We start from the raw sequence: 18,699 nt of genomic DNA on the forward strand, positions 1-18,699 counted from the left end.
CGGCTCATGCCGGCTGTTGGCCGGCACTATCGACGGAGAACGGAGAATTCGTCTCTTCTCGCCGTCGTCACCCCGACTTCATAGTCCAACAGTGATGGGGCATCGGCCAGTCCCGCCAACTCACGGACCAGATAGGCGGGAACATTCGCTCCCGCAAGGTGACAGAACGGGTACCCTCCACCGAACCGCGGATTGATATCGATGATCTGGGGAGAGCCTTCGGTGTCTTCTTTGAAGTCGACGTCGATCGGACCCACCGGTTTGAGGAGGTCCCCAAGTTCGGCCAGCGCCTGGGTGAAGCCCTTCGCCGCGACAGTTGTGGCGACATCGGTGTCTCCGCCTCTCATCCTGTCCTTGCGTCGCGCAAGTGCCCCATTCAGACGGCCGGTTCCATCGAGGGCAAACACTCCATCGACGCCGAACTCCGTTCCGGGTAAGTGGGTCTGGACGATGACGGCGTCTTCGCCGTGAGTTGTCGGTCGTCCGCCTGCGTCTCTTGCCGTCTTCGCCGATTCGATGACCATTTCCTGCAGAGTCTCACCTGTGGCAATGCGAAGCCCGTCTGATCCGCTTCCGAAACGGTGTTTGACGATGAAGCTGCCGCCCGAGTTCGTCGCCTGCGCCATGTCAGCCTCACTGCCGAGCCAAGTTGCAGGGGTGGGAAGTCCTCGGTCACGCAGTCTCGCAGCCATCAGGTGTTTGTCGAGGACGATGTTCTGCCCATCGGCGTCGAGTGCTGCGACCGTGCAGCCGCCCCTGCGCAGCTCTTCTGCCAAGCCACCGGCCAGCACCTGAAGCTCGTAGTCATTCACTGAGACAAACAGGTCAGGCGATTCTCTCCGAACCCAGTTCAATACCTCTTCGCGGTACTCAGGAGAGTTGTATGCCGGCATCACCACGCCACGGTCTGCCAGGGACAGGGTCGGGGCCGTGTCTCGATACTCGAACGCGATGACTTCGCCGTGGATTCCCTCGGTTCGCAAGGCCGTCTTGAACCACTCCACATAGTGCGCCCGGTGCGCGGCAGAGGCAATGACAACAGTGAGCCCGTTCGAATTCTTCATCCGGAATCCTCCTTCGAGTGCGTTTCGACATTCACACCGACCGCTCAGATCACGGTATCTGAACAGACAGCACTGGCTGAGCACGGAGACAGCAGCAAGCGCCGACGCACTTGCGCATTGCCCTGTGCAGCCGAGGTCGGGCCGATGTCGAGAACCATTGCGGTTCCGAGACGGCTGAGAACTTCACGTATTGGGCCGTTCGCCGGCGTCGGTGGTCGAGGGAGTCGGCGGATGAGTCTACATTGTCAGCACGGCGCTCCGGCTCCCCCTGCTGGAAGGAGACGAATTGCGGAATGATTCGGCGCGGAAGGTAGAAGGTGAGCAGCCAGAGGACGACGAGTGCTGCAATTCGTGCGTACATTCGCACTATCCATGTGTGGAATCCGGACCAGACTATGTCCCCGACCCCGCCCAATAGGGCTGCGAAGAACACCAAGAGCAGAAGGTCGCGTGGCCCCTGGACAGCACGTCGGTAGATGCGGAGCGTCCATGAGTCGATGCGATCAAGCATCACGGCGAGAAGCGGAACCCCGATCACCAAGCCCAGCGCTCCGAAATTCCACCAGAGATCGCCATAGACGGTTGCCACCGTGGAGAACCCGGTTCCGTACAGCTGCGGATCTGTCAGAGCAGCGAGTTGGTAGCCGATAGCGTCGGGTATCCAGTCAGGCGCGAAGCCATCGGGCAGCGCTGCCCGCAATGGTGACAGAAGCGATGCTCCGAGAGTCGGGAGACCTCCGAGGTCGAAGTCATGTATCAGAGACCCGAAATTGCCGATGCCGACGAACATCGACGAGAGGCCTGTGTCGTTCCCGTGCTCGCCGCTCAACGAGGCTTCGTATTCCCTGCGCCATACACCCAACACCGCAAGAATCATCGGGGCGAGGAAGACTCCGACCACTTTCAGCCATTGACGCCCGTACCTGAGGAAGAAGATGTAGACAGCGGCCAAGATGAGCGCAATGGCTCGCAAACGGCCCGTCCCCGAGATGATGGCGGTCGGATACACCAGAAGTGCACCGGCGATGGTCACGGTATTCCAGGGGTTCTTCAGACCGCGCGGGCTGAGCAGAATCGCAATGCAGATGAGCAGAATCGCCGCTGACCCGAATCCGTCCGCCAGCACGCCCAGCCGATCTCCCAGAAGAACTGTGGCCGCGATCGTGATGACTCCGGCGCCGAGGGCCCACCGCACGCAGCGGATAGGCAGCACCACCTCATGAGGACGTCCTATTGAATCGGATCTCAGGCAGAGCATTCCGATCCCGATCTGAGTCAGCGTACTGCCGAACAAAGCCGTATTGAGGTAGACCTCGGGATGGGAGCCGACGATGAAAGACGGATCCGGGATGACGAGCAATCCGCTTACTCCGACGATTGCTGCACTCGATGCCATGAACAGTCCCGGCATAGTGATCCGATCACGTCCGAGGATCACGAAAAGGGTCATGCCGTGGGCAAAGGAGATTGCGGCGATGACCCCGCTCGAGAATGCGGCTGCTTCGACGTCCGTGGAGAAGCATATGCGAGCAATGACGACGATCAGCGCACAGACTGCGGTCAGTGATGCCACGAAGATCGGAGAATGAGCAGGGTCCATGAGGGCACCCGTCCGGGCCCCGGACGGGCTCTGCTGAGCGCGGACAGATGACGGCACAATCATTCACCTTCTGCGGAGCTGACCGGACTCCAGATCGCGCGTAGAAGCGGCCCTTCGAACCTCCTCGGCGATTCACCACTTCGATCAGTTCGATCTCTGTGCAAGAACTCAATCATTGCTGGTCACCCTTGTCCCGGGGAATACAGATCTGCAACCCAGATCCGGACGACGCGAGCTGTCAGAGGCTGAGAGGGGGGCCTCACGGTCGGAATCTGGAGGAGCCTCCGCCTGCCGGACCGCCAGCTGCTTCGAATAGATTTTCTCCGGCTCAGCGCGGTGCGCCCAAGTGTCGGGATCTTTCCGAGTTGAATGCTCGGCATAGCTGCTGCCATAACTCTGCGAATATGTTGTGCCTGTGGTCCGGGGTACTCCATTGAGCACGAGTCCGAGAAGGCGCGCCCGCACGAGTTGGATCTTTCGCAGCGCCTGAGTGATCTGCGTTCGACGCACAACCCCGTTTCGAGCGACGAAGACGGTTCCAGACACTCGAGTAGCCATCGCTATTGCGTCTGTCGCAGCAAGCACTGGCGCAGAGTCCAGGACAACGGCGTCGTACTGCTTGGTGGCTTCTTCGAGGAAGACTGTCATCTGCTCGCTGTCCAGCAGTTCAGCCGGGTTCGGGGGTATCGGCCCGCTCGCAAGAACGGCGAGGTTGACGAGTTCCATAGGTTGGACGACGTCTTTCAACTCGGTATCCCCGATCAGCACTGTCGACAGGCCTGCGCCCCCTTCTATTCCGAGATACCGGTGCACAGAGGGATCGCGTAGGTCAGCATCGACAAGAAGCACGCGGTCCCCGCCGCGGGCGAGGGCGGAAGCGAGGTTGATGGAGGTCACCGATTTTCCTTCGCCTTTCACGGAAGAAGTCACGAGCAGAGATCGGCTCCTGCCCCGCGGCTCAAGGAAGCGGAGATTCGATCGCAGCTCCCTGTACGGTTCAGCCTGAACGTTCTGCGATCCGTGCTCTGAAACGAAGACGTGGTTCTCTCCTGCAGTGATCAGCGGGACCGTCCCGATCACCGCGGCGTCGGTCAGCTGCTCAATGTGATCTGCTTTGCGCACTTTGTTGTCCAGTCGATCTCTGAGCACGGCGGACAACATCCCTGCGAGTATCGCGGCGATCAATCCGAGCACGAGGTTCTGTGTGAGGTTCGGCGAGGACGGCGCTTTCGGCGCCGTCGCCGGAGTGACGACCGTCAGTTGGACTGTCGCCTTTCCGCTGGTGGTTTCGAGGTCTGCGACCTGCTCTTGCAGGCTTTCAGCCACCGCATTCGCAAGTTTCGCCGACGCTTCGGAACCGTCTGCTCTTGCGGTGATCGAGATGAGAAGAGTGTCTTCGGGGACATCTGCTGAGACCCTGTCAGAGATCTGTCCGGCGTCGGCATCCAAGTCGAGGGATCTGATGGCGGGATCAAGCACGATAGGAGTGGTAACGAGATCCGCATAGGTGTCGATCTGCTGCCGAGCGTAATCAGCCGCGGCCGAACGGTCGGTGACCGAATTGCCGGGATCGGTACGGACGAAGACGTTTGCGGACGACTCGTACACAGGGGGCTGCAGCGCCGTGATCCCGGCTACCGCAGCTATCACGACGAAGGCGGTCGACAGTGCGTAGACCCACCGTTCGCGGAGGATCGTCAGATAGTGCTGAACAATCATGATCGTTCACTTCCTACGCGGCAGTGTTCAGTTGGCTGAGAGGTGTGAGAAAGAAGTGCACGGCATTGCCCCTGTGGGTGGACATGACCACCCAGGGAGCCTCCACGATCAATGTGCATCGAGGACCACCCCTCCGAGGCGTTCGTACGTCTTTGACCGGTCGAAGTGGTCTTCGGCCATTCGTCTGGATCCTCGGCCGCGTTCTGCCAGTCGACGGTCATCGGCCATCTTCTTGAGGGCCTCTGCGAATGCGGCCGGAGTCGATTCGCAATTGATACCCGCTCCATACTCGGTGAGGAGATCTTGGTACTCGGCGCACTGCTGAGAGTTGACGACAGGGAGTCCTGCGGCTGCATAATCGCAGACTTTGTTGATGATGCTCGCCGCCGAGTTCGCAACAATGGGATTGATGGCGATATCGCACCCGCGCAGACGCGAAACCATCTCCGGGTATTCGAGCTTGCCGTAGAACACCACGTCCTCATCCAGATCCCCTGCTTCCTCACGCCAGCGATCTTCGAAGGGACCCGTACCCATGACGTGCAGGCGCATGCGGATGCCTTTCCTTCTCAGTTCGCGAAGAGCCCCGAACACCGACGGCAGGTCGTAGCTGTGTCCCAGAGTTCCGATATATGCGAGCTCCGCGATTCCTGTTCGGGGAGGACGCAGAACCGGATAGGAGTCGAATCTCGTCAGATCCGACCCGAGGTACACGGTGGAGACAGTCGAGCCGTCCCTGCGTGCCGAACTCACTCGTTCTGAATAGGTTTCGGAGACGGTCACCACTGCATCCGCAGCTCGGTAGATCGCCTCGGCACGCCTGCGGATGGGGATCAGAACCTGGCGCACCACCCAGCGTGGTCGCAAGACCATTTCAAAGGCCTCTGGCCATAGGTCCTGCACGTCGAGGATGAATCTCACATCGTTCTTCTCCGCGAATTCGGCTGCGGCATGCGCCACCTCGAGAGAAGGCATGGAACAGTAGATGATGTCCGGGACCTTCCTCCGCCGCAGGTATTCAGCAAGGTTCCTCCCGAGGGCCCGGTGGCTGCGCAGACGACCGGCAGAGACGTTGCTCCGATACGACGGTTCATGCACATAGGTGGTCGAGTACAGCGGGTTCCGTTCCACCGAAGTGTCACGTTGCGTCTTGAACGCGTGCTGGAACGAGGATGTGACCAGCTCGACTTCTGCACCGCGGCGAGCAAGAATGCTCGCCAAGCTGTCGAAGCGATCGTTCGGCAGCCATCCAGTTGCTGTGTAATGGGCGATCATCAATACGTCCATGACTTCACTTCCTTGTCCGGTCCGGATATCGGTCTATGAGCTCGACGTCAGATCCTGCAGGCTCTGCTGCCGACGGTGCGATGTCTGACAAGTCCGCGCCACCATCGGCAACGTCAGCGCTCGGCCCATCTGCATACGACTGCTTTGCTTTGCGCCTGATCACCCGCGCGAGCGTGAAGGCTCCGGCAGCGGCGCAGACGGCATATGCGATGATCGACCCGTAGGCCGCGCCGAACATTCCGTAGTGCGGAATCAGAGTGATGTATGCAATGAGCGAGGCCACGGTGCCGATGATTTCGACGACCGACACCGTTCCCGGGGAGTCCGCAGCGATGAGGAGGCCCTGTTGGACGCGTGTAACTCCGAAGATGACGGCGGATACAGCCAATGGGATGATAGCGGCTGCCGCCGGCGCATAGGAGTCCGGCAGAACAAAGACGATCATGGCGTATGCTGCGGCTGCGAGTACCGCGGCAGAAGCCACCAGCAGCAGAACGCTTCGGGCGATTATTCGCACCACTGGGAAAGAATGGGAAGAGAAGCCCTGAGACCAATTCCGCAATGAAGCATCAACCCACTGCTGCACGGGCCAGGTGGCCATCTCGAGAACAGTGGCTACTGTGACGTACAGGCCCAGCGCGGCCGAACTGCTCAAGATCGGCAGGAGCAGACGATCGGATCGAAGCATGGCGGAATTGCTGAATTCGGATGGGAGCAGCACCCAGCCCCGCCGGCGGAGTCCTCGCTTCTCGGTTCGGGTGGGTTCCAAGTGCTTCGAGGGGCGGGGTGCGACGAACAGGAGGACCGCTGTCGGTACCGCAGAGGCCGCATAGGCCCACATCCATACCACCGGGTCATTGACACCGATCAGCACCAGCAATACCGCTCCGACGACGATGATCAGCTGGGTGACGATCGCATTGACGGCAAACCATTTCCACTCACGGCTGCACACATAGGCGACGCGCAGAGCATGCACCAATGAATTGAGCGCAACGTAGGCGGCGATCGCGATCACACCCATCCACATCCATCTGGTGCTGAACGGCGACAGCGCTGCTGCGATGAACGCGATGGGCAGAACGCAGAGCGTGCCGGGCGTCACCATGCGCGCAAAGACACGATATTCGGTGCCGAATCCTCCAGAACGCGAAGCAATGAAGGGCCGTTCGAGCCCCATGACCGCGAACACGGAAAGAAAGTATGCCAACTGCAGTGCAAAAGCCAGGTCTCCGCGCCCCGCCGGACTCAACACGACAGCGGCCAGCAGATTGACTGCCACTGCACCACCGGCCGCCAAGATCTGGGCTGCCACCAAAACTGCTGCGGCGATCTTCGTGCCCTTCTGACTGTCACTGGCTGACATCACTGGAGTTCTCCCGTCCAGTGAACACAGGCATGGTGTCGTGTCCGTGTTTGCTGATTCCCCGCCGACCGACGACTGTTCGCACCGTCTGCAGAAGAATGGAGAAGTCGATTCGCAGACACCTGCCGTCGACGTATTCGACGTCGAGACGGAAACGGTCTGCCCACTCAAGGTCGTTGCGGCCCCTGACCTGTGCCAATCCGGTGATTCCAGGACGAACCTCATGCCGTCGAGCCTGCTCAGGCGTATAGAGATCGAGATATTCGACGATCAATGGTCGCGGACCGACAAAGCTCATATCACCGCATACGACATTCCACAGCGAAGGGAGTTCGTCGAGGCTCGAAGCGCGTAGGAACCGGCCGAGTCGCGTCAGGCGCTGTCCGTCAGTCACACGCTCTCCGTCGGGCTCCACCATGGTTCGGAACTTCAGAATGTCGAAGACCTTGCCACCCAGCCCTGGCCGAGACTGCCGGAAAAGCACCGGTCGACCGTGGACGGCCAGGACGACCAGGGCCACTCCGGCGATCACAGGGCACGCCAAGATGAGTCCGATCACGCTGAAACAGATATCGGCAATGCGTTTCACATTGTCATAAGAGATCCGTCCGTCCGAAGGGTGCGCACGTCGCGTACTCATTGCCGCCGGCCGTCGTCTGCCTTTCAACATCATTCCCCCTCGCCGAGGTTCAGCGCTCTTTGAAACAGAACCGATACCCCTTCGACAGCGGGGGCGAGCTGGAGGGCCGAAAGTGCATAGATGTCCCGAGAGCAGCCGTAGGGGTCAACGACATCGTCGTGCGCCGGAAGTGTGAGGTTCCGCCTCCTGCTCCGGCGCCGACCGGCTGCTTCGACTGCAGCACGCAAGCGGGTTGCGCGGTCAGCTGTCGGAACTGCACCTTCAGTCACAATGTCCTCATCTCGGGTGACTGCGGCGAGACTCGAAATCTCTCTGATGGTGAAGGTTCTGCGAACGATGCGAGGGTTGAGCTCGACGACCTCACGCCTTTGATCGCGTGTCATCGTAAGCACGAGGTCAGCAGCGCCGAGCAGATCTTCGTCCACTTGCCGAGCGTGTACGGCCCGCCCCTCGATGACCCCCATGAACCCGGCGATCTCCCACACTTCTTCCGGCGTCCGATGCCCCAAGGCCGCACGAGTGCCGGCTGAATGAACGCGGATCTCGCAGACCTCGGCAAATCGCTGCGCAAGCGCGAGCTCTGCCAGGGGCGACCGGCAGAGATTGCCCGTGCACACCGTGAGGACATTGAATTCTTCCGACATCAGTTCTTGACCGTCCGCCTGCAACTTAAATACACGACCGCAGGTTCCACCCGATCGGTGTTCTCCATGCTTGTACCCTCCTTGACCATGGAATCCGTGCGACAGATCCGAACTGAAGCGCGCGATTCCCTTGCGGCGGCTCACAGAACGACGCCGCACTGCCCGCCCAGTGTTCGAAGCCCGGAGGCGAGTTCGAACTCACGCTATCTTCGATATTTCCTGCCCGGCCCATTCCGGTCCGTGCCCTGCGGAGGCCCGCATAGGGAGTGCGGATATCCACTCTCGCTATGCCGTCTACACAGGAAGTGGGCGTTGAACTGTTGGCTCGGCAGTTCGACACTCATCGCGGGGCTCAACGAGCTCGCCGGTCGAGGAACACGTCGACGGCCGCGATGACCCGCTCGACATCGTCATCACTCATCGTCGATCCGCTCGGCAACGCCAGACCCGTGCTGAAAATGCCTTCGGAGACCTCACCTCCATACATCTGAGTTCCCGCGAAGACCGGCTGCAGATGCATCGGGTTCCACAGCGGCCGCGTCTCGATATCGTGCTCGGCCAGCCATGCACCGAGCTCACCGGCAGTGAAGCCCGTACGACTCTCATCGACGAGGACCGCCGACAGCCAGGCGTTGTCATGGTGCTCGTTGTCGTCACCGAAGAGAGTGATCCCGTCAGTCATTGCAACGATCGAGTCGCGATATCGTTCGCGGATCTCCCGTCGTCGTTCGACCAGACCATCGAGTCGAGCCAGCTGCGCCCGCCCAAGTGCAGCAAGCAGATTGCTCAGACGGTAGTTGAAGCCGATCTCCCTGTGTTCATAATGTGCCACCGGCTCCCTGGCCTGAGTCGAAAGATACCTGGCGTACTCAGCCAAATGCTCATCATTCGTGAGCAGCGCTCCCCCACCCGAGGTGGTCATGATCTTGTTTCCGTTGAAGGACACTGCCGCGCCTTCGCCGAGGCTGCCGCAGGCTTGGCCGCGAAAGCGAGATCCCAGCGATTCCGCGGCATCGACGAGGACGGGGACGTCGAATTCGGCAGCGATCGGAAGAATCCGATCATAGTCCGCAGGCCGACCCAGCAGATCGACCGGGACGATTGCCGCAGGCTTCGTTCCGCTCACGATCGAGTCTTTCAGTGCCCGATGGAGCTGAATCGGATCCATGTTCCCGTCGTAGACACAGTCGACGAACACGGGTTCGGCCCCGCAGTAGGTGATGGCATTCGCCGTCGCCGCGAACGTCATCGTCGACGTGATCACCCGGTCTCCCGGTTTCACTCCGAGACCCAGCAGACCAAGATGCAGAGCGGCTGTGCCAGACGACAGTCCGACCGCATAGGCGATTCCGGCCTTATCTGCCAGTTCCTTCTCAAAGGCTTCGAGGTCGGGGCCGATGGGAGCGATCCATCCGCTGCGGAAGGCACGGAGCAGGTATTCTTCTTCGAGATCTCCGACGTCAGGTCCCGACAGAAGAATCCGTTTGGCAGCCGGGATGATCTGAGACGGAGCTGCCATCAGAGGCTTCGTCGGCACTGCATCCGAAATCGTCATGGCCTGACCTCATCCTTCACCAGCTTGACCGGCGCCGGCAGGTAAGCGGCTCCGCCGACTGGTTCCCGGCGGCCGACTTCCGCATGAGGGCGACAGGAGCGGTCACAGAAGGTGTCGATGATGCCGCGGTCAGCCGTGAATTCCGGGAGATCGACGGGTGAGAGAACCGGTGCCTCAACACGGCTGATCTTGTCGTGGATGCGGATGACGGTGCCTTCGTAGTCACCGAAGAGCTCCTCGTCGAGCTTCTCACCCTCGCGCAGGCCGGTATAGACGATCTCGGTATTCTGATTCGACATCGCAACCAGACTCCGGGCGATGTCGACGATGCGCACGGGTTCACCCATGTCGAGAACCATGACGTAGCCGTCCTCGCCGATCGTCGCCGCCTGCAGCACCAGCTGGCATGCCTCCGGGATCGTCATGAAGAAGCGTCGGACCTCCGGATCGGTGACCGTGATCGGACCGCCCTGTCTGATCTGTTCCTGGAAGGACAGGAGCACCGATCCGCGGGAGCCCAGAACATTGCCGAAGCGAACCGAGAGGTAGGTGCCTGGCGACTTCGCTGCGAATCCGCTGACGAGTCTTTCGGCGATCCGTTTGCTCCGGCCGAGCTCGCTCGTCGGTGCGGCGGCCTTGTCCGTCGAGATGTTGACGAAGGTTTCGACTCCGACTGCGCGTGCTGCTTCGAGGACGTTGAGGGTGCCGTGGACATTCGTCTTCCACGCCTCCTCGGGGAACCGCTGCAGCATCGGCAGATGTTTGAGCGCCGCCGCGTGGAAGACGATCTGCGGCTTCGCCTCGGCGAAGACATGATCAAGTGCAGCCCGGTCTCGGATGTCGGCAAGCACGGTGTTCGGCGACATCAGCAGCGCCGAGCCGTAGAGCGTGAGTTCGACTCCGTGCAGCGCCGTCTCATCGCGATCGAGCATGACGAGGCTCTCCGGATGGAGAGCGAACAACTGTCGGCAGAGTTCGCTGCCGATCGATCCACCCGCTCCCGTGACGAGGACCCTTTTGCCGGCCACCTTCTTGGCGATCTCTGCCAGATCGGTGTGCACCGGGGCACGGCCGATGAGGTCTTCGATCTTGATATCGCGGATATCGCCGATCTCGACCTTGCGATTGACCATCTCGGCCAACGGCGGGATCGTCCTCAGCCATTTCCCTGTCGGCTCCAGGGACTCGCGGCATTTCTGCAGGAATTCCGCGTCGGAATCAGCGATCGCGACGATGACACCAGCCGCATTCAGCCATCCGGCCGCCTCGGCGATGTCCCCACTCGTCCCACGGACACGGACCCCGTGGATACTCAGATGGCGCTTGTGCGGATCATCATCGATGAGTCCGACGGGCAGATATTCACCGTCAGGGTTCGAGAGCATCTGGCGGATCAGGGATTCAGCCGCGTCGCCGGCGCCGACGACGAGTACTCGCTCGCCCCGCAGCGGACGGGTCGCGATCTGGTGGGACCAGCGGATGAGGTAACGGCTGCCGGTCATGAAGATGACTGCGGAGAAGACAGTGAGCAGGACGAACGGCGAATCCCCCAAGGTGACGGCCATCAGTCCGCACGCAACGATCAGGGCGATGACGGCGATACCGCCGTATTCGGCGAAGCTTCCGTAGTGATAGCGACTGCGATAGAGACCGGTGAGCAGGCCGAGGAGCACTTGCAGAAGCACTGCCGCCCCAAGCGCGGAACCGAGTTCGACTCCGCTGACGACTCCTGAACCCATGACCGTCGAGGCGAGCAGGCCGGCAGCCGTCCAAGCGACGAGATCGAGGACGAGCTGGAACCTGGCCTTGCCCTTCCAGATCCGCGTTGTCAGCCGTGCCGGCCACGTCGATCCAGAAGTCGCTGAAGGTGGCGAAGCCACACCGCCGGCCCTCCCCCGGGTGAGTGGATTCGGATGTTCTGACACAGTCATCGTGATCTCCCATGTTCGACTCTCCCGGCCCCGTCACTGTGGCGGCCGGGCATCGTCGGTGAGAGCCGACGATGCTGCGATTCCAACTGCGGAATGCGTCGACTTCACGCTATGAGTGCGATGACTCTGTTCTGGTGCTTGCGGAGGGGAGACTGCGGTCATCCGCGACTGCGGTGCGGGTCTCCGCGGGGCGTTCTGCCGCGGACGGCGCGAACCGTCTGCGGCTCACGCTCCGCAGGGACGCGAATTCAGACCGCGGCGAGACGCGGGTTGCCCGCGAGCCTGGATACGAGCTCTGTGCGAGACCCGACGTCGAGCTTGCGATAGACAGCGGTGAGGCGGAGTTCGACGGTGCGCAGGGAGACGAAGATCCGTTCGGAGATCTCCCGGTTCTTCATTCCCGCACGAACCAGTTCGACGACCTTGAGCTCCTCGTCGCTGAGTTCGCCGAGGCGCGGCAGCTCAGGCATCGTCGGCACCTTCGGCTCTTCGACGATCTGCCCGGTGCGGAGATGGTCGGCGAGACGACCGGCCCCGACTTCGCGAAACAGCGCCGCAGCGGCGAGTCTCTGTTCACGTGCTCTCAGGTTCGAACCGTTGTCGGTCAGGCGAGAGGCGAACGCCGCATGAGTGACCGCCTTCTCGAAGACGAACTCTGAGGTGCTGGACTGCCGCAGCACTCGCCCGAACAGGTCGGTGGCAGTCTCCCCGGCGGCCAGAAGCGCTTCACTCCGGCTGACGGACAGATCGGTCCACCGAGAAGGGCATGCCTTCGCGCGGTCACGCAGCTTCTGAAGCAGAAGAGTCGCATGCTCTCTTCTGCCGATACCCACCAAGGCTTCGATGAGGTCGCCCTCGAAACGACGCACGTTCGGGTTGGTCTCGTCCGCGGACAGCTGTTCGCAGCGCCGAAGGTGTCCGATCGCTTCGGCCGCGCAGTCGGTGCGCAGCAGGTATCTGCCCTGGAGCGCATTCAGCTCGGCCAGCAGACGGTGGTTGTTCGTCGCCGAAGCTCGGACCGCGGCCTGTTCCTCGACGAGCCCCGCTTCACCGGCGCGTCCGGTCAGCAGCAGCTTCCAGGCGTGCAGCAGCAGGATCCGATCCTGCCGGACGGCGACGAGCCCTCTGCGCTTGTCGGCCTCAGATTCCGCGATGAGCCTGTCGATGACGTCGACGGCCTGGCTGACTCGGCCGAGGCGCATTTCCAGATCAGCACGGACACAGTCCACCTGCCGCTTCCAGACCTTGGTCGCGGCACAGGTCTCACCGATGTGGTCGAGCACAGCCGAGGCGGCTTCATAATGCTCGGTGAGCACCAGTCCCTGGGCGACGGCGAGTCCGAAGCTCGGCCTGATCGCATCCTGGTGTTCCTGCAGGCTCGCGAATCCGGCGAGCGCCGACCCGTCCTTTCCGCAGTTGACGTCAAGCAGGATGCGAACGGCATGGACAAGCTGTGCCTCGCTGTCGCGAAAATGCTCATCGGCGGCTTCGGCAAGTGCCAGAAGCTCCTGCGCTCGAGCGAATTCGCCTCGTTCACAATGGCAGAGCGCCAGCGTCAGCTGCAGGCGCGCCACTTCGGTGGGTGCCTGCTCCGATTCGACCCTGCTCCACGACGTGAACAGTGAGGACGGCAGCGTCTGCGTCTCGAGGAAGACATTGCGGACTTCGAGAGTCCGAGCGCGGACCACGACCGCGGCCCGGTTCGACCGAGAGGCGATCTGCACATAGCGGCGGGAGAAGGCGAATTGCCCGTGATCGGACAGCGTCTCGGCGATTTCGACCAGCTGACCGCGCAGCTCCTCGAGATCGTTGCAGACCCGGATGGCCCGCTCGGCGAATTCGGCCCCTCCGGCGGTGAGTCCGCGTCGCACCAGTCCGAGAGCGTGTGCCGCCAGCTGCTGTGCGGTCTCCTCACCCGGGTTGATGAACGAGACGTGCCAGGCTTCGACCTGCGGCCACGTGTCGGCGCAGTCTTCGGCCAGGACGAGGTGGGTTCGGCGTCTCTCGCTCGCCCCCATCGACTGCTGCACCATGGCACGGACGAATCCGTGGGGTATCCGCAGAAAGGCCCCTCGACGTTCGATCGTCCCGCGCGATTCGAGTTCGTCGACGGCTTCCCAGAATCCGGGCAGCCTCCTGGCCAGAGGCCGCAGCGGTGTCAGTGGGGACAGAGACAGACATCTGAGCAGCGCTTCGGCATTGGGCGTCAGCCCTTCGACATAGTCGGCGATCATCGGCCGGCTGGCCGGTCCCACTCTGACCGGGATCGACAGCGCGATCTCCCCGCGCATCTCACTGGGTGCCATCTCCTCGAGGATGTGGCTGACCGCCAAGGGACGACCCGCGGCGGCATGGGCGGCGACCTGGGCTGCCTCCTCGGCGATCCTCGTGTGTCCGAAGCGGGCCAAGGCGAGGTCCCGGGCGAGCTCGATGAGCTCGGCGATGCTGAGATCCGCAAGTTCGATCTCCGGCACCGAGGCGAACGGACCGTCATCGTCGATCGACCGAACCGTGATGACGATGTGCAGACGTCCTGACTTCAACCGGCGCAGCGCCTGACCGAGCACCCGCTGCGAGTCCATGTCCATCTCGTCGGCATTGGGCACGAGGATGAGCGTGTCCTCGTCTCCTGGAATCGATCGGAGAGCCGTCATCATGTTCGGCACGATCTCATCATCGGCGAGCTCCGCCGGATCGGAGGGGCCGTTCACGGATGCGCCGACTGCGGCGAGCAGACCGCCTATCCCGGACCAGGGCGTGTCCTCATCGAGCGGACTCGATGCGATCCTGATCACCGTTCCATCCCACTCCGACTCGAGTGCCGACAGGATCGATCGCCGCCCGGACCCGAAGCCGCCGGTGAGGGCTGCGGCACGGTGCCGCAAGAGGAGGGAGCGGAGCTCGCCGACTTCCTTGCGGCGAATCACCTGACGCATGATCCGCCTCCCGTCGTCGAGTCCGGGGAACTCGTTCGGAGAAGGATTTCCGGCCCGGAGACGGACGCCGCCGTTCGCACGGCGCGGGGGTCGGTTCGATGAGGAGACTGAGGAGACTGAGGAGGCTGAGGCGTGATGTCCATACTCAGATACTGCTCGCCGGCAGCCGTCTCGGACCAGGTGGTCGATACTGGAGTCGCCTTCGGGTCACTACTCAGTCACCACCAGGTCACCACCGGAGCACCGCAGTGAGTACTCACCCGAGCCCGAAATCCCGCAGTCGGTGATACTCGGCTCACGCTCAGGCGCGCAGTCGGCCTTCGGCATCCCGCATCGCCTCGGCGACCTGGTCCCTGCGTTCGACACCGAGCTTGCGGAACAGCCGGTAAGTGTGGCCCTCGACCGTTCGCACCCGCACTCCCAGTTCCAGCGCGATCTCCGCATTCGATCGGCCCGCGACGATGAGCGCGCTGATCTGCTTCTCCCGGGCGGTCAGTCCTATGTTCTGCCTGCCCGGTCCGTTGCTCTGACCAGCTCCGAATCGCGCGGCCAGAGCGATGCACTTACCCGCCAGGTCAGGCATAGACGCTCCGTATTCCTCCGCAAGAGACGTCAAGGCTGCACGATCATGATCACGCAGTGCAGCGCCGAGGCGGCCGACGATGACGAACTCACGCCCGGTTCCGTGCGCGGCCGCTTCACACATCGCCTCAGGTGCGATCTCGTCGAAGTGCAGGAAGAGGTGCAGGCGGATGAGCACGACGATCGCCGCTGCCCCATCGGCTTCGGCTTCGTCCAACATCCGACGCAGCTCGCGCTCGTACCGGGTCTCACCGGTGCGTATGGCCCGCGCGGTGGTTCGCAGAACGAGGGCTCGACGATATTCGTGGTAGAGGGCTGTGACGGGCAGCTCGTCGAAGCGGGCGTGCAGCTCGTCGGCGTCAGCAGCGGTCCCGACACGAGAGACCGCGTATTCGGCCTCCCCCAATGCGATGGCCAGCTGCGTGCCCAAGTTCCAATAGGTGAGCGATTCTATCGCGGCGCGAAGCGCCTTCATCGCCCCCGGCAGATTGCCCTCGAGCAGGTGAGTCTGCGCCCACAGCAGGTCGATCGGCCCGGACCGGGCTGACAGGTACGCAATGTCATGCGTCGACAGTGTCGTCATCAGCTCTCTCGCCTCAGCAATTCGTCCCAGCTGCAGAAGTGTGCGCCCCTGCAGCATGGTCAGGTGAAGTGACCCTGTGCTTTCGTTGCTGAAATCGGCTTGAGCGGATTCGAGGAGTGCGAGTGCTTCCAAGGCGCATCCTGAGTCGAGCATGTCGGTCGCGTGCAGCATCGTGTCGAGCAGATGGAAGCTGCCCGTGGCCCCGCTCTCGGGCGTGAGTCCGTCGAAGACGTCCACGGTGATCGGTCGTTCTTCGGCCACAACGGCAGCGACTCGGTCGAGGAATTCGAGTCCGAACGCTGCGTCCACTCCCCTTCCGGGGTGTCCGTCACCTTCCTCGTGCAGCCGATTGAGAGCGGTGCGGAAGTCCGCAAGCCGCAGGGCCGGAGACATGGAGGCGGAAGAGCGGTTCATCCAGACCACGAGCGCATCGACGACCAGCGGAGCACAGCATGCGGTGCGAACCGCATGGGCCAAGATGTCGAGTCCGAGGGGAATCTTATTGCAGCCGCAATAGAGCAGAGCGACCGAGAGCAGCTCGTGTGGGCTCAACTTCTCCGTCGGGATCTCCGCGATCAGCCGCATGGCCCGATGCCAGTCTCCGAGGCGAGCGGCGATGAGTGCGGCGTCGATGGTCCTCGACTCGCCGACTTCCGCTCCGCAGATCAGTCCCCACTCGGCCCTGACCACCTGCGACCACTCCGCAGGTGCATCTCCGCTGGAGTCGATGAAGTCGAACCACTCTCGACTCCGACCGGTCGGGGTCGTGTACCTGATCGTGTCCGAGGTGTGGTTCTCCACTGCCTCATAGATATGGGGTCTCTGCGCGTCGATCTTCAGTTCACCGGCGGCCACGAGGGCATCCGCGGCTTCCCCGAGCCCCGCCTCGAGCAGTGTCGCCAGCTCCACCTCCCCCGCGAGGACGACCAACTCGAGGGCCTCCGTCTCCTGCGGCGAGTGGTCGGCGAGACCGATCCGTGCGTAGTCGCGGGCACGCGCATCATAGTCGGTGTCATGTCCGTCGAGGATCCACACACCTCGGCGCAGGAGGAAGCGCGACCGTCGTGCGGTGTATTCGAGGAGTTCGATGAGCTTTCCCGGATTGCGCTTCGAATGGAAGTCGACAATGTCGACCACTGCTCGGGACACGATGTGACCGAGGCGGTGTTCGATCATCGACCGATAGTCCTCACGCGGCAGAGGACCGAGGACGAGATGCTGGAGCACACGGTCTTCGACCAGAGTCGAGAACGGCATGACCCCACTCTCGGGGTTGGACAGCGACATCGCGATGAGCCTGATCGAGCCTACGCTGGCCAAGTCGGTCAGGACCTCCTGCGAACGGGAATCGAGCAGGTGGGCATCGTCGACGAAGACCGCCTGCAGGCTTCGAGTCGAGGTGAGCCGGGACACGATTCGTCCCAGCAGTGTGGACGGGTCACCGTCGAGGTCGATGAGCAGACCGAAGACGCCGAACTCGGTGTTCTGGTGCACGCGGTCCCCGCGGATCCAGATTCCGTCGTTTCCGTCCTCGAAGGCTGTTCTCGCCAGAAGGGTCTTGCCGACGCCGATCTCACCTTCGATGAGGATGCCGGAGCATTCCGAGCAGCGCAGCGACTGACGAATCAGTTCGAGTTCGCCCTTGCGCCCGAAGATCGTCGTGCCGTCCTGGATGCTCTCGCCCGATGATGTGGTCAGCTCTTCAGCCATTCCGTCACCACCTCTCGCAGCTCCTGCCGATTGGCCACATGCACTCGGCGGTAGAGACGTCCGAGGTGCCATTCGACGGTTCGGGCCGAAAGGTGCAGCTCTTCTCCGATCTCTGCGCTCGTTCGACCCTCGACGATACCCGTGATGATCGAGTGCTCGAGCTCGCCCAGATTCGCGTGGAACCGTTTGCCGTCGGCATCGAAGTCGAGCACGCGCCGGCTCCGGCCCAGCAGGATCCGGGCTTCCTTGGTGGCGGCAGCATTGCCTGAGGCAACGGCGCGTTTTCGGGCCTCGCCGGACAGCTGGGCGCAGAGCACGACCGCGCCGAAGATCAGCGCCTCACGGGCCGCGGTGATGAGCGCCTGCAGATCGTCAGTGCTGAAGGCATGTGCCACGGCGCGCAGCAGGCGACCGAGGGAGCCGTCGACCCTGCCGGCCGACGCGGACAATCCACCGATGGCCTGTTCGTACCCGAGTCGACCGGCTTCGAGCCAGGCCAGGCAGGCAAGGGTGTGCGCACCGTGTTCTTCTGCCCAGGCCCCGAGCTCATAGAGTTGCGGGGCTGCCGGCTCCGGCGACGTCTGCGCCAGTGCCTGCAGATGGAAGAGTCTGGCTTCGAATGAAGCCCACCACGAATGCCGACTGGCTTCGGCCTCCTCGTCGACAGCGATCGAGACGACCTCCGTCCGCTGGTCTGTCAGCACAGCGGAGAGAGACAGTGCCGACCTGGCCATTCCAGCGATATCGACGATGTCGCAGGGGTCGGCACCGAGATTGAGTTCGCCGAGGATGCAGTGGGCTTTCGCCGCGTTTCCGGTGCGCAGGTCGATGAGCGCGTTCGTCAGCCTGGTCAGCCGCCGACTGGAGGTCAGTTCATCCATTGCCGTTCGTGCCTGGGCCCAGTTGCCGGCGATGAAATTCGCCACGAAGAACTGCGGGATGGCATCTTCCCGTTCGAACGATTCGGGCCCGGGAAGTCCGAACATCAGCCCGGCCTGCGCGATATAACTCAGTCCCAGTTCGATCCGCCCGGACATCACTTCTGCCACGCCGAGGAACGCACACGCGCGCAGACGGTGGCG

At 62.4% G+C, this 18,699-nt stretch carries 12 protein-coding genes; all 12 read right to left on the reverse strand.

The features are described from left to right. Positions 1-26: 26 nt before the first annotated feature. The gene (locus ACOZ9V_RS17150) at positions 27-1,064 is read right to left on the reverse strand and encodes an ATP-grasp domain-containing protein (protein WP_434592033.1); all 1,038 of its coding nucleotides are present in this window, start codon (positions 1,062-1,064) and stop codon (positions 27-29) included. A gap of 49 nt (positions 1,065-1,113) precedes the next feature. Then, entirely contained in the window at positions 1,114-2,637 is a 1,524-nt protein-coding gene (locus ACOZ9V_RS17155; protein ID WP_434592036.1) for an O-antigen polymerase, read from the reverse strand. A 195-nt stretch (positions 2,638-2,832) separates the two neighbouring features. Then, complete coding sequence (locus ACOZ9V_RS17160) at positions 2,833-4,383, reverse strand: polysaccharide biosynthesis tyrosine autokinase (protein WP_434592039.1); 1,551 nt, start codon at positions 4,381-4,383, stop codon at positions 2,833-2,835. Positions 4,384-4,491: 108 nt separating this feature from the next. Beyond that, complete coding sequence (locus ACOZ9V_RS17165; protein ID WP_434592042.1) at positions 4,492-5,670, reverse strand: glycosyltransferase family 4 protein; 1,179 nt, start codon at positions 5,668-5,670, stop codon at positions 4,492-4,494. A 4-nt stretch (positions 5,671-5,674) separates the two neighbouring features. Next, positions 5,675-7,036, reverse strand: a complete 1,362-nt coding sequence (locus ACOZ9V_RS17170) for a lipopolysaccharide biosynthesis protein (protein WP_434592044.1) — start codon at positions 7,034-7,036, stop codon at positions 5,675-5,677. Beyond that, positions 7,023-7,625, reverse strand: coding sequence for a sugar transferase (locus tag ACOZ9V_RS17175; RefSeq protein ID WP_434592047.1), 603 nt, complete (start codon positions 7,623-7,625; stop codon positions 7,023-7,025). Before ACOZ9V_RS17175 ends, ACOZ9V_RS17170 begins: the two co-directional genes overlap by 14 nt. 80 nt (positions 7,626-7,705) lie before the next feature. After that, the gene (locus ACOZ9V_RS17180) at positions 7,706-8,320 is read right to left on the reverse strand and encodes a low molecular weight phosphatase family protein (RefSeq protein WP_139909264.1); all 615 of its coding nucleotides are present in this window, start codon (positions 8,318-8,320) and stop codon (positions 7,706-7,708) included. Between the two features lie 352 nt (positions 8,321-8,672). Next, positions 8,673-9,875, reverse strand: a complete 1,203-nt coding sequence (locus ACOZ9V_RS17185) for a DegT/DnrJ/EryC1/StrS family aminotransferase (protein WP_434592050.1) — start codon at positions 9,873-9,875, stop codon at positions 8,673-8,675. Beyond that, positions 9,872-11,755 carry a polysaccharide biosynthesis protein gene (locus ACOZ9V_RS17190; RefSeq protein ID WP_434592053.1) on the reverse strand — a complete coding sequence of 628 codons (1,884 nt, stop codon included), beginning with the start codon at positions 11,753-11,755 and terminating at the stop codon, positions 9,872-9,874. Before ACOZ9V_RS17190 ends, ACOZ9V_RS17185 begins: the two co-directional genes overlap by 4 nt. A gap of 299 nt (positions 11,756-12,054) precedes the next feature. Beyond that, a complete protein-coding gene (locus ACOZ9V_RS17195) occupies positions 12,055-14,742 on the reverse strand; it encodes a helix-turn-helix transcriptional regulator (RefSeq protein ID WP_434592056.1) in 2,688 nt (895 codons plus the stop codon). A 301-nt stretch (positions 14,743-15,043) separates the two neighbouring features. Then, positions 15,044-17,617, reverse strand: a complete 2,574-nt coding sequence (locus ACOZ9V_RS17200; RefSeq protein WP_434592059.1) for a LuxR C-terminal-related transcriptional regulator — start codon at positions 17,615-17,617, stop codon at positions 15,044-15,046. Beyond that, a complete protein-coding gene (locus ACOZ9V_RS17205) occupies positions 17,602-18,351 on the reverse strand; it encodes a helix-turn-helix transcriptional regulator (protein ID WP_434595437.1) in 750 nt (249 codons plus the stop codon). Before ACOZ9V_RS17205 ends, ACOZ9V_RS17200 begins: the two co-directional genes overlap by 16 nt. Positions 18,352-18,699: the final 348 nt, after the last annotated feature.

The sequence above is a fragment of the Brevibacterium sp. 1718 genome (genome assembly GCF_051131255.1).
GTDB lineage: Bacteria > Actinomycetota > Actinomycetes > Actinomycetales > Brevibacteriaceae > Brevibacterium > Brevibacterium sediminis.